The 12,508-nt window shown below is 54.2% G+C and carries 15 protein-coding genes; 4 read left to right on the forward strand and 11 right to left on the reverse strand.

Annotated features, from left to right (window positions below; translation table 11 throughout):
* Both ribD and nrdR read right to left on the reverse strand, forming a co-directional pair.
* A partial coding sequence (gene ribD / locus GTGU_RS06665; protein WP_038155141.1) for a bifunctional diaminohydroxyphosphoribosylaminopyrimidine deaminase/5-amino-6-(5-phosphoribosylamino)uracil reductase RibD occupies positions 1 to 352 on the reverse strand: 352 nt, incomplete at its 3' end.
* A 3-nt stretch (positions 353 to 355) separates the two neighbouring features.
* Positions 356 to 805: a transcriptional regulator NrdR gene (gene nrdR, locus GTGU_RS06670; RefSeq protein ID WP_038155143.1), complete on the reverse strand. Its 450-nt coding sequence runs from the start codon at positions 803 to 805 to the stop codon at positions 356 to 358.
* Positions 806 to 956: 151 nt separating this feature from the next.
* Here nrdR and GTGU_RS06675 point away from each other — a divergent pair, with 151 nt between their 5' ends.
* On the forward strand, positions 957 to 1,502 hold the full coding sequence (locus tag GTGU_RS06675; protein ID WP_038155144.1) for a SadB/YajI family lipoprotein: 546 nt from the start codon (positions 957 to 959) through the stop codon (positions 1,500 to 1,502).
* A 309-nt stretch (positions 1,503 to 1,811) separates the two neighbouring features.
* Positions 1,812 to 2,696: a nucleoside-specific channel-forming protein Tsx gene (locus GTGU_RS06680; protein WP_038155145.1), complete on the forward strand. Its 885-nt coding sequence runs from the start codon at positions 1,812 to 1,814 to the stop codon at positions 2,694 to 2,696.
* Between the two features lie 42 nt (positions 2,697 to 2,738).
* Here the strand turns inward: GTGU_RS06680 and GTGU_RS06685 are convergent, their stop codons facing one another.
* From GTGU_RS06685 to queA, 7 genes are all read right to left on the reverse strand, one after another.
* Entirely contained in the window at positions 2,739 to 3,431 is a 693-nt protein-coding gene (locus GTGU_RS06685) for a helix-turn-helix transcriptional regulator (RefSeq protein ID WP_038155146.1), read from the reverse strand.
* A gap of 19 nt (positions 3,432 to 3,450) precedes the next feature.
* A complete protein-coding gene (locus tag GTGU_RS06690; RefSeq protein WP_038155147.1) occupies positions 3,451 to 3,819 on the reverse strand; it encodes a VOC family protein in 369 nt (122 codons plus the stop codon).
* Between the two features lie 129 nt (positions 3,820 to 3,948).
* Positions 3,949 to 4,920 carry a protein translocase subunit SecF gene (secF, locus tag GTGU_RS06695; protein WP_038155150.1) on the reverse strand — a complete coding sequence of 324 codons (972 nt, stop codon included), beginning with the start codon at positions 4,918 to 4,920 and terminating at the stop codon, positions 3,949 to 3,951.
* Between the two features lie 10 nt (positions 4,921 to 4,930).
* On the reverse strand, positions 4,931 to 6,778 hold the full coding sequence (gene secD, locus GTGU_RS06700; RefSeq protein ID WP_072011922.1) for a protein translocase subunit SecD: 1,848 nt from the start codon (positions 6,776 to 6,778) through the stop codon (positions 4,931 to 4,933).
* A gap of 27 nt (positions 6,779 to 6,805) precedes the next feature.
* A complete protein-coding gene (gene yajC / locus GTGU_RS06705; protein WP_038155154.1) occupies positions 6,806 to 7,138 on the reverse strand; it encodes a preprotein translocase subunit YajC in 333 nt (110 codons plus the stop codon).
* Between the two features lie 22 nt (positions 7,139 to 7,160).
* Complete coding sequence (gene tgt, locus GTGU_RS06710) at positions 7,161 to 8,288, reverse strand: tRNA guanosine(34) transglycosylase Tgt (RefSeq protein ID WP_038155156.1); 1,128 nt, start codon at positions 8,286 to 8,288, stop codon at positions 7,161 to 7,163.
* 54 nt (positions 8,289 to 8,342) lie between these two features.
* Entirely contained in the window at positions 8,343 to 9,413 is a 1,071-nt protein-coding gene (gene queA / locus GTGU_RS06715; protein ID WP_038155157.1) for a tRNA preQ1(34) S-adenosylmethionine ribosyltransferase-isomerase QueA, read from the reverse strand.
* 91 nt (positions 9,414 to 9,504) lie between these two features.
* On the opposite strand from queA, the gene acpH reads away from it, so the two are divergent.
* Both acpH and GTGU_RS06725 read left to right on the forward strand, forming a co-directional pair.
* Positions 9,505 to 10,086, forward strand: a complete 582-nt coding sequence (acpH, locus tag GTGU_RS06720; protein ID WP_038155159.1) for an ACP phosphodiesterase — start codon at positions 9,505 to 9,507, stop codon at positions 10,084 to 10,086.
* Positions 10,087 to 10,254: 168 nt separating this feature from the next.
* A complete protein-coding gene (locus GTGU_RS06725; RefSeq protein ID WP_038155161.1) occupies positions 10,255 to 10,857 on the forward strand; it encodes a peroxiredoxin C in 603 nt (200 codons plus the stop codon).
* A gap of 49 nt (positions 10,858 to 10,906) precedes the next feature.
* Here the strand turns inward: GTGU_RS06725 and GTGU_RS06730 are convergent, their stop codons facing one another.
* Positions 10,907 to 12,298, reverse strand: coding sequence for a DUF3999 domain-containing protein (locus tag GTGU_RS06730; RefSeq protein ID WP_038155163.1), 1,392 nt, complete (start codon positions 12,296 to 12,298; stop codon positions 10,907 to 10,909).
* Positions 12,295 to 12,508: DUF2339 domain-containing protein (locus tag GTGU_RS06735; protein WP_038155165.1), on the reverse strand; the 214-nt coding region annotated here is incomplete at its 5' end. The genes GTGU_RS06730 and GTGU_RS06735, both read right to left, overlap by 4 nt.

Consider the following 12,508-nt stretch of genomic DNA (forward strand, 5'->3'; position numbering starts at 1 on the left):
CCTGTTTCAGGCGGTGCAGACCGCGACCGGCGACCTGTGGGTTAGGATCCTGCATCGCGGCGACCACTCGTGTCACCCCGGCGGCAATTAACGCGTCGCAGCACGGCGGCGTGCGCCCATGATGGCTGCACGGCTCCAGGGTGACATAGGCGGTCGCGCCTTTTGCTTTCTCTCCTGCCATGCGCAGCGCATGCACTTCGGCATGCGGTTCACCCGCACGATAGTGAAAACCTTCGCCAACGATCTCGCCATGATTAACAATGACACATCCCACGTTGGGATTTGGATGCGTGGTGAAACGACCGCGTTGCGCCAGTTTCAGCGCACGCGCCATGTAAATCTCATCTGACATGGCTTAATCCTGTAGACGGGCGATCTCTTCGCCGAACTCTTTGATATCCTCAAAGCTGCGATAGACCGAGGCAAAGCGAATATAGGCGACTTTATCGAGCTTTTTCAGTTGCTCCATCACCAGATTGCCGATCATTTTACTCGGCACTTCACGCTCGCCAGAAGCGCGCAACTGCGATTTAATATGATTCAGCGCGATTTCGACATCGTCGGAGCTGACCGGCCGCTTTTCCAGCGCTTTCAGCATGCCGCTGCGCAATTTATCTTCATTGAATGGTTCGCGTACATCATTACTTTTCACCACCCGCGGCATAACCAGTTCAGCTACCTCGAACGTAGTGAAACGTTCGTTGCATACCAGACACTGCCGGCGGCGACGAACCGACGAACCTTCCCCCACCAGGCGTGAATCGATGACTTTTGTATCTACGGCGAAACAAAATGGGCAATGCATAGCGCGTCCTGAATGTGGAATTAACTGAAATCCATTTTACCCTGTTCTGACCCGACAACAAAGGAAGAGCGCTTTTTGAGACAAACAGCAGATGTAAGAAAGCGCTTTGCTGGCTACCATTAAGCCAACCATGGTATCAAGGAAAAATGAGATGAAGACAAGACGTTACCTAAGAATTCTCCTGGTTGGAAGCCTCTTTTCCCTCAGCGCCTGTGCGCAGCAAAGTGAAGTACGCCAGATGCATCAAAGTGTGAGTACACTGAATAAAGAGATGGCGCAGCTTAACAAGGAAACGGTAAAAATTACGCAGCAGAATCGGCTAAATGCACAGTCCAGCAAAGGCGTCTATTTGCTGCCAGGCTCCAACACCCCTGCACGCCTTGAGAGCCAGATCGGCACCCTGCGGATGTCGCTCCTGAACGCGGCGCAAAACGCCCAGGGCACCCGGGTCACGCTGCGTATTCAGGGCGAATCGAACGATCCGCTGCCCGCCTTTAGCGGCACCGTCGAATGGGGCCAAATCCAGGGCACCACGGAAAGTTTTCAGGAAGTTAATGTCCAGAATCAGTTGATCAACGCACCAGCCAGTACACTGGCGCCGAGCGATGTGGATATTCCCCTTCAGCTCAACGGCATTACGCCGGATCAGTTAGGTTTTGTGCGCATTCACGACATTCAACCAGCCGTTCAGCCTTAAGGTCTGACGTTCAGACAGGATGGCATTACCGCCCTCCTGTCTTTTTAATACCTCCCTGTTCTCCCGCCGGATTAACTCTTCATTTCAGCCGCGATTAATTTGCAACTTTTAACAATCTCAGTACAATCCTGGCCTGTCAAAGCACGCAAACGTGAACGCAATCGATTACGTTAATGATAGATCTGTGAAACAAGACATATTTTTGTGAGCAATGATTCCTATAATAGGCACGCAGAAATACGAAACATTCAGAAACGTTAATACAACTCTTATGACTCCCGCTCAGGGGTTTTAATCAGTGGCAAAATTATGAAAAAAACATTACTGGCAGCCGGTGCTGCACTGGCGCTTTCCGCTTCTTTCACTGCCAGCGCGGCAGAAAATGACAAACCGCAGTATCTCTCCGACTGGTGGCACCAGAGCGTTAACGTGGTAGGCAGCTATCACACCCGCTTCGGACCGCAGATCCGCAACGATACCTACCTTGAATATGAAGCCTTTGCGAAAAAAGACTGGTTTGATTTCTATGGTTATATTGATGCGCCGGTCTTCTTCGGTGGTAACACTGACGCAAAAGGGATCTGGAACAACGGTTCTCCGCTGTTTATGGAAATCGAACCGCGTTTCTCAATTGATAAACTGACCGGCACCAGTCTGGCGTTTGGCCCGTTCAAAGAGTGGTATTTCGCGAATAACTATATCTACGATATGGGCCGCAACGACTCTCAGGAGCAGAGCACCTGGTACATGGGTCTGGGTACCGATGTAGAAACGGGTCTGCCGATGAGCCTGTCGCTGAACGTGTATGCGAAATACCAGTGGCAGAACTATGGCGCTTCCAACGAAAACGAGTGGGACGGCTACCGTTTCAAAGTGAAATACTTCGTACCGATCACCCAACTGTGGGGTGGCCAGCTGAGCTACATCGGCTTTACCAACTTTGACTGGGGTTCTGACCTCGGCGACGATAACTTCTACGACAACAACGGGAAGCATGCGCGTACCAGCAACTCTATCGCCTCCAGCCACATCCTGGCGCTGAACTACGATCACTGGCACTACTCTGTTGTTGCCCGTTACTGGCACAACGGAGGTCAATGGGCGGACGACGCCAGCCTGAACTTCGGCAAAGGCGACTTCAGCGTTCGTTCAACTGGCTGGGGTGGTTACCTGGTGGTCGGTTACAACTTCTGATCCCCACCCTGCAGGAAAGAGCCAGCCTTCGCGCTGGCTTTTTTAATGCGTGTCAACTCGCTTTACCTTGCGTAAGAAGTCGCTGAGCGATCGATCCGCCTGTTCACTGAAGCGTCTGTCCAGCGTGGTGATATTCAGGCAGCGATCGAGCCGGAAACAGCGGTAATCCTCCCGCCGTTCACACCAGGTCACCAGCAACCAGTGTTCGCCCCAGAAAAACAGCCCCAGCGGCTGCACGTTACGCCATGATAACTGCCCTGACTCGTCACGATAATGCAGTGCCAGCACCTGTTGCGTGGAGATCGCATGATGGATTTGATCGAACACGCTGCGGGAATGCGAATGTAAACCAAGGTCGGGGGCGAAAATGCGCGTTTGTTCCGCTTTACGCCGGCTCTCTTCCGGCAGGATCGCGAGGATTTTTTCCTGGGCGGACTCCAGCGACAGCGACAGTGTTTCGCCGCCCCAGGTTTTCAGCAGGCGAATCGCCACCATCAGCGCTTCCGATTCGCGGGTGGTCAGCATCAGCGGCGGCAGGTCAAAACCATCCATCAGCCGGTAGCCGCTTCCGGCCTCGCCTTCCACTGGCACACCGGAAATAGACAGATCGCGGATATCGCGGTAAATCGTCCGTTCGGAGACACCCAGACGCTCTGCCAACAGCGCCGCCGTCGTCAGCCTCCTGCCCCGCAGGATCTGCACAATCTGAAAGAGTCGGTCAGCGCGTCGGGACATAATCTCTCCGGGTCAGACATCAAAGCGGCGGCTGATGCAGGCCTATGCGATTGCCTTCGCTGTCCATAAACAGGGCAATCGTACCAATATCATTGGGTAATTCCAGCGGGCCAAAAACACACTCACCACCGGCTGCGTCCACGCGTTCCAGCGTTGCTTTCAGATCACGAGTGTGTAAATAGATAATACATCCCTGAGCCGACGGCGCGAAATGTTCAAACTTTACCAGCGCCCCGCCGGTTGCCGGATCCTCATACGGAAATATCGCCATCTCAACACCCGACATGTTTTCATAGCGCAGTGAAAGCTGCATGACCGGCTCGTAAAACGCCATGGCGCGTTTCAGATCGGTGGCTGGAATTTCAAACCAGTTGATGATGTTATTCATAGTGACTCCAGTGGTTGGTTGGGTACATAAGGAGTCTATGACAGGGCTCCTGACAGCATTGTGTCAGGAGTGTGCAAAAAAAAATCCCGATCAGGTGACCGGGATTTTTTTCAGCCTGTTTTCAGTCGATTACGGCAGAATTGACGGCTGATCCGCCCCTTCTTTCTCCACTTTCTGCTGCAGCATGTGCTCACGCTTCATGCCCAGTTTCAGCGCCAGTGCCGAAGCCACGTAGATGGACGATGCGGTACCGATGGTGACACCGATAAGCATGGTCAGGGAGAAGCCCTCCAGCACCGGACCACCGAAGAGATACAGCATCAGGATAACCATCAAGGTTGTCCCGGAGGTAATCAACGTACGGTGCAGCGTCTGGGTCAGCGACACGTTGAAGATCTCGTAAGGCGTACCGCGACGGATCTTACGGAAGTTCTCACGGATACGGTCGGAGACCACAATGCTGTCGTTCAGCGAGTAACCGATGACCGACATCAGCGATGCCACAATGGTCAGGTCGATTTCGATATGGAACAGCGACAGCACGCCAAGGGTGATGATAACGTCGTGCAGCAATGAGATAACGACCCCTGCCGCCAGACGCCACTCAAAGCGGATGCCGACGTACACCAGGATAGACAGCAGCGCGGCCATCAACGCCATCGCACCGGTCTGAGCGAGATCCGCCCCGACACTCGGGCCCACAAACTCAATACGCTTCACCGTCGCGTTCTGGCTGGTGGACTCGTTGATAACGCTCACCACTTTGCTGCCCAGTGCCTGACTGCCGCTCGCGTCATGCTCTGGCGGCATACGCACCATGATGTCGCGGCTGCTGCCGAAGTTCTGCAGTTGCGGTTCAGCAAAGCCAGCTTTTTCCAGCGCTTCACGCATCTGGTCCATATCTGCTGGTTTTTCCAGCGTGATTTCAATAACCGTACCACCGGTGAAATCAAGACCCCAGTTGAACCCGCGCACTCCCATCACGACGATAGCCAGCACGAGCAACAAACCTGAGATGCCGAAAGCCCAGTAGTCCCAGCGCATAAAGTCCCAGACTTTACGGCCGTGGTTCAATTGTTCAATTGTATATTCCTGTGCCACAACGCACTCCTCAGATAGACAGCTTTTTAATGCGCTTGCCGCCGTACAACAGGTTCACGATGGCACGGGTACCGACGATAGCAGTAAACATAGACGTCGCAACACCGATACCGGTTGTGATCGCAAAGCCCTTAATCGCCCCGGTACCGACAGCGTACAGGATGATCACTTTAATCAGCGTCGTGATGTTCGCATCGAAAATCGAGCTAAACGCCCCGCGGTACCCTTCGTCGATAGCCTGTTGAATCGTACGCCCGTTGCTCAACTCTTCTTTGATACGTTCGTTGATCAGTACGTTGGCGTCGACGGCCACCGCAAGGGTTAGCACGATACCCGCAATCCCCGGCATACTCAGCGTCGCGCCAGGCAGCAGCGACATCACGCCAACAATCAGGATCAGGTTAGCAATCAGCGCGCTGGTGGCGATCAGACCAAACTTCTTATAGAAGAAGATCATGAAGATAATAGAAACCGCCAGACCGGCCAGACAGGCTTCGAGGCCCTGCTGGATGTTCTGCAGGCCCAGGGTTGGACCAATGGTACGCTCTTCGACGATCTGAATCGGGGCAATCAGCGCGCCCGCACGCAGCAGCAGCGACAGCTGACGCGCTTCGTTCGGGTTGTTGATCCCGGTGATGCGGAAGCTGTTACCCAGACGAGACTGGATATTGGCGATGTTGATCACCTCTTCCTCTTTCACCAGCACCGCACGGCCGTTGGCATCTTTCTTACCGCTGTCTTTGTACTCCACAAACAGGGTCGCCATCGGTTTACCGATATTGTCCTTGGTGAAGTTTGACATGATGTTGCCACCGGCGCTGTCGAGCGAAATATTTACCTGCGGCTGGTTGTACTCATCCTGGCTGGAGGTGGAGTCGGTGATATGGTCACCGGTCAGGATCACGCGCTTGTACAGCACAACCGGCTGGCCTTCACGAGTGGATTTCACCTCGGAATCGCCTGGCACACGGCCAGACGCCGCCGCAGACTGATCGACGTTAGTGTTGACCAGACGGAATTCCAGGGTCGCGGTCGCACCGAGGATCTCTTTCGCACGTGCGGTATCCTGAATACCCGGCAGTTCAACCACGATACGGTCAGCGCCCTGACGCTGTACCACCGGCTCGGCAACGCCCAACTGGTTGACACGGTTACGCAAGATGTTGATGTTCTGCTGAACCGCATATTCACGCGCTTCTTTCAGGCGTTCGTCGGTCATTACCGCACGCAACTGATTGTCGCCCTGGCTGGAGATCACCAGGTCGCGGTGACGCGGCGCCAGATAATCAATTGCCTGAGAACGAGCCGCGCTGTCACGGAAAGTGATGCTGAGGCCGTAGTTTGCCTCTTTACGAACGGTAGTATATGGAATGCCTTTTTCGCGCAGATCACTGCGCAGGCCATCGATATTCTGTTCCTGCAGTTTACCGAGCGCGGTATCCATGTCCACTTCCATCAGGAAGTGAACGCCGCCACGCAGGTCAAGGCCGAGTTTCATCGGCTCTGCGTGCAACGCAGCTAACCAGCGAGGCGTAGCAGGAGCAAGGTTCAGCGCCACGACGTATTTATCACCCAGCACGCCCACCAGCGCTTCACGAGCGCGCAACTGGACGTCAGTGGAGTCGAAGCGCGCAAGAATTGCGCCCTCTTCCAGTGCCACAGACTTAGCGGTAATTTTTTCTTCTTTTAAGGTGTTCTGGACCTGGATCAGCGTTTGCTCACTGGCGGCGACACCGCGCGCGCCAGTGATTTGAACAGCCGGATCCTCACCATACAGGTTGGGAAGTGCGTAAAGCAGGCCGACGAGAATCACGACGACCAGCATGATGTACTTCCACAAAGGATAACGGTTTAACACGGCAGTTCCCTTTGGGAAAACGAAAGATTACAGTGCCTTCATCGTGCCTTTCGGCAGAACGGCGGCTACGAAGTCACGTTTGATAACCACTTCAGTGGTGTCGTTCAGCGCGATAGCAATGTAGCCGTTTTCAGCCACTTTGGTTACGCGGCCAACCAGACCACCGTTGGTCAGCACTTCATCACCTTTAGCGATGGAGTCCATCAGCTTTTTGTGCTCTTTAGTACGTTTCTGCTGTGGGCGTAAAATCATGAAGTAGAAGATCAGACCGAAAACCACCAGCATCAGGATCAGAGACATCGGGCTGCTCTGCGCCGGTGCTCCGGTTGCCGCTACCGCATCAGAAATAATAAAGCTCATTCAAATTCCCTCATTATTAAAATTAATCAACGTTCAAAGGTGGAACGGGTCTACCCTGTCGTTGGTAAAAATCGGCCACGAAGCTCTCTAATTTACCCTCTTCAATAGCCTTGCGTAAACCAGCCATTAAGCGCTGATAGTAGCGCAAGTTATGAATGGTATTGAGACGTGCGCCCAATATTTCGTTGCAACGGTCAAGATGATGCAAGTAAGCACGTGAATAATTGCGACACGTATAGCAATCACACTCCGCATCAAGCGGGCTGGTGTCGCTTTTATGTACCGCGTTACGGATTTTCACCACACCATCAGTGACAAAAAGATGACCGTTACGGGCATTACGCGTCGGCATCACGCAGTCGAACATATCAATGCCGCGACGAACACCTTCGACCAGGTCTTCCGGTTTACCCACGCCCATCAGGTATCGCGGTTTATCCGCCGGGATCTGCGGGCAGACATGTTCAAGGATGCGATGCATATCTGCCTTCGGCTCACCGACAGCCAAACCGCCGACAGCGTAGCCATCAAAGCCAATCTCTACCAGACCTTTGACAGAGATATCGCGTAAATCTTCGTAAACGCTGCCCTGGATAATGCCGAACAGCGCATTTTTATTGCCCAGCCCATCGAAACGGTCGCGGCTGCGCTTCGCCCAGCGCAGAGACATTTCCATCGAGCGTTTGGCGTAATCCCAGTCCGCCGGGTACGGCGTACATTCATCGAAGATCATCACGATGTCGGAGCCGAGATCGTACTGAATTTCCATGGAGGTTTCAGGATCGAGGAAAATCGGATCGCCGTTGATCGGGTTACGGAAGTGCACGCCCTGCTCGGTGATCTTACGAATATCGCCAAGGCTGAACACCTGGAAACCGCCGGAATCGGTGAGGATCGGCCCTTTCCAGTGCATAAAATCATGGAGATCGCCATGCAGCTTCATGATCTCCTGCCCCGGACGCAGCCAGAGGTGGAAAGTATTGCCGAGAATGATTTGCGCGCCGGTCGCTTCAACTTCTTCCGGCGTCATGCCCTTAACGGTGCCGTAGGTACCCACAGGCATAAAAGCAGGCGTTTCCACTACGCCACGATCAAACACCAGGCGGCCACGGCGTGCGCGACCGTCGGTCGTATCCAGTTCAAATTTCACTACATTTCTCCTGCATCAGAGAGACAGTCTGATGATTAAACCTGTGCCGCGGCATTATTCCCCGACACGTTCATTAATAGCCTGCGGATTGTACGTGATAAACATCGCATCACCGTAACTAAAAAAGCGATATTTCGTCTTAACCGCTTCCTGATAGGCTTTCATGGTGTGCTGATAACCCGCAAAAGCGGAAACCAGCATGATTAGCGTTGATTCAGGCAAATGGAAGTTGGTGACCAGCGCATCAATTACCTGATACTGATAACCCGGGTAGATAAAAATCTGCGTATCGCCAAAAAACGGCGCAATCAATGCGTCTTTCGCTGCCTGCGCTGCGCTTTCCAGCGAACGGACGGAGGTGGTGCCCACTGCCACGACGCGGTTACCGCGTGATTTCGCCGCCAGTACCGCATCCACTACGTCTTGCGGCACTTCGGCATATTCGGAGTGCATGATGTGCTCTTCGATGCTGTCAACCCGCACTGGCTGGAAGGTTCCGGCACCGACATGCAGCGTCACAAACGCCATCTCGATGCCTTTCTCGCGCAAACGCGCCAGCAATGGTTCATCAAAATGCAGACCTGCCGTCGGGGCAGCGACCGCTCCTGGTTTTTCGCTGTAAACCGTCTGATAGAGTTCACGGTCGGCATCTTCGTCAGGGCGATCAATGTACGGTGGCAATGGCATATGGCCGATGCTGTTGAGGATATCCAGCACCGGGCGTGGGTCATTAAACTGAACTTCAAACAGCGCGCCGTGACGCGCTACCATCGTGGCAGCGATGCTTTCATCGTCACCCAGCAGCAGTTCTGCGCCAGGTTTTGGCGCTTTAGAGGCGCGAATATGTGCCAGAATACGTTTATCATCGAGCATTCTTTCGACCAGCACTTCAATCTTGCCGCCACTGGCTTTACGACCAAACAGGCGCGCGGGGATCACGCGGGTATTATTAAAGACCAGCAGATCGCCAGGGTTGAGCTTATCGAGCAAATCGGTGAAAGTACCGTGCGTCAGCGCGCCTGTCGGCCCATCCAGCGATAACAAGCGGCAACTACTGCGCTCAGGCTGTGGATAGTGGGCAATCAGGGATTCGGGCAATTCAAAGGAGAAATCGGCAACACGCATGACGTAGACTCGTGACTTAAAAACAGGCGGCTTAGTCTAGTGCTCACGCCCCTTCGCTGCAACACTTAGCCGTTACCGGACTGTGATACTCATGAATTTTCTTGCACATTTACATCTCGCCCACCTGGCTGACAGCTCGCTGTCCGGCAATCTGCTTGCCGACTTTGTGCGCGGTAATCCGGACGAGCTCTACCCGGTTGACGTAGTGGATGGCATCCATATGCATCGCCGCATTGACGTCCTGACCGACAACCTGCCGGAAGTGAAAGAGGCGCGTGAATGGTTTCGCCCGCAAACGCGCCGCGTCGCGCCGATTACGCTGGACGTAATGTGGGATCATTTTCTGTCCCGCCACTGGGAACAGCTGTCGCCGGAAATGCCGCTGGCCGAATTCGTGCGCTATGCCCACGCGCAGGTGAGTGTGATCCTGCCGGATTCCCCACCACGGTTTGTTAATCTGAACGATTATTTGTGGTCGGAGCGCTGGCTTGAGCGTTACCGTGAAATGGAGTTTATTCAGCGCGTGTTAAACGGCATGGCAAGTCGTCGCCCGCGACTGGAGGCGTTGCGCGACTCCTGGCATGATCTGGATACGCATTACGACGAACTGGAAAACCGATTCTGGCAGTTCTACCCACGCATGATGGCGCAGGCGAGAAAAAGAGCACTTTAAAACTTGCGCTTTATCACAAATTCGATATCGTACAGGTGTTTTTTAAAATCGATTGATAGGCAAAACCTGTCTCATTGATTGTCAGCATCACGTTGAGCTTACCAATACCACTCTCTATACTGGCCCGCGTTGCGTTCCATTAACCTTATAAATGTAAAGGAGAACCCCATGGTTCTGGTTACTCGTCCGGCTCCTGACTTTACTGCTGCGGCTGTTCTTGGTAGCGGCGAAATTGTTGAAAAATTTAATTTCAAACAACACACCAATGGCAAAGCAACGGTTGTGTTCTTCTGGCCGATGGACTTCACCTTCGTCTGCCCGTCTGAACTGATCGCATTTGACAAACGCTACGAAGAATTCCAGAAACGCGGCGTTGAAGTCGTTGGCGTTTCCTTCGACTCAGAATTCGTCCACAACGCATGGCGCAACACCCCTGTCGACAAAGGCGGCATCGGTGCAGTGAAATACGCAATGGTTGCTGACGTGAAGCGCGAAATTCAGAAAGCTTACGGCATCGAACACCCGGACGAAGGTGTTGCGCTGCGCGGTTCTTTCCTGATCGACAAAAACGGCATCGTACGCCATCAGGTGGTTAACGACCTGCCGCTGGGCCGTAACATCGACGAAATGCTGCGTATGGTAGACGCGCTGCAGTTCCATGAAGAGCACGGCGAAGTGTGCCCGGCACAGTGGGAAAAAGGGAAAGAAGGCATGAACGCGTCTCCGGACGGCGTTGCTAAGTACCTGAGCGAAAACGTCTCTAAGCTGTAATCGGCGACGTTAACGAAAAGGCTCGCATCGCGAGCCTTTTTTGTGCCTGTCATTCCGGTTTGTTCTTCACTTCCCGCCAGATCCGCCACGCCATAACCAGCAACAGCACGACACCGAAAATGAGCGCACCCCACACCAGCATCGTCTGCCACTGGCTGGCACGTTCCGCTTCTGAGGTCGCTGTCAGCCGCTCCTCGCCCCCCAGCGTAACCGGCTCCAGCGCCTGCGCACGGGGAATCGCGTCCAGCGGCCAGGCTTTCTCCAGTGCTTCCGGGATTAACATGTTCATTGCAATACTGGCAGGTTCCGCCGCGCCATTTCCCCATGCGAGCATATAGGGCGCGTTCCCCTGCGCATTAAAGACTATGGTTAACTGGTCCCGACGACCGGAAATTTCTGGCAGCGTCTCTGGCAGATGGGCATTTACCGTCGTCAGGCGAATGGCTTGCACCACCCTTTCCTGCATCGGAAACGGCTCTGAATTGCGGTTATCCAGCGAATACAGCACCTGCTTCGTCAGGGGCTGCCACGGCTCGTTTACCGCGCCACGCCAGGCAAGTTCCACTGGCAGAACCGATCCATTCTCCAGTTCGAAGGCGATCGATGTCAGCGGTTGTGGCTGCGCCCACTGGTAAATCGCTTCGTTTTCCGACACGCGGTTTTCCGCGCTTTTCAGCACGATCTGATCGTTTTCCTGATCTCTGCTGCGTGGCAGCGCTGATGCGCCGGTGAGCGTCAGCGGCGGTGTCTGGTCGGCAAAAACCAGTAGCAGATAACGTGTACCGTCTGACGACAAGCGGGTTGAAAGGCTGAGACGATTCATTTTCAGACGATCAGTGCCACTGGTCAGATCCATCAGCGTTACCGATTCATCCTGCAACCTCCAGTCGTCCAGATCGTGGCTGGTATAGAGTGAGACTTTCCCCTGCCAGTTGCCGGCGGGGGTTTTCCAGTCGAGCTGGAGTTGTGAAATATACCGTGAGACCTTCGACTCATCAGGCAACGCCAGCAGATAACTCTGCCCGGCATTTCGGGCAGCCTCGCTTTGCAGATGCACTTCCAGACCACCCGACGAACGAAGCACCATGCTCTCCGACGCGCGTCGTGAGTCTGTATTGACACCAAACGGCGCTGCGGTCAGTGGGAAAACACGCAATGGGATGGTCTCAGGAGCAGCGGCAGCCGTTTTCTGTACCACCACTGAAAAAGGCACCGTCTCACCCTGCTGGTTAAAAACGCGTACATCACGCATATCCGGCCACGCCGACTGCTGGTAAACCTGCGAAGGTAAGTCAATGCGAAACCAGGGGGCGGACGGCGAGGTCTCCAGCGCCATGCCAAAGGCATAATCTCGCGGCGTTTCCACTGGCGCCTCAGCGCAGAATGCCGGTATCGCAGCACTGAGCGCCACACCCAGCACGACGCGTTTCATCCATTTCATTGTTCTTCTCCTGCTTTTTTGACCGGTTCCGCTTTCGGCGGTAAAGGTGAAAAGTAGCCGATAATCAGGACCAGCACCGCCACACCAATAAATGCAATGGCGCGAGCCAGCCCGCCGCCACGCGCGCTGTCCACCAGCATCAGTTTAACAATCACCACGCCCAACAGTACCGCGCCGCAGAGCCACTCATAGCGGGACGCGCGGCGAGTA

The organism is Trabulsiella guamensis ATCC 49490 (assembly GCF_000734965.1).
Lineage (GTDB): Bacteria > Pseudomonadota > Gammaproteobacteria > Enterobacterales > Enterobacteriaceae > Trabulsiella > Trabulsiella guamensis.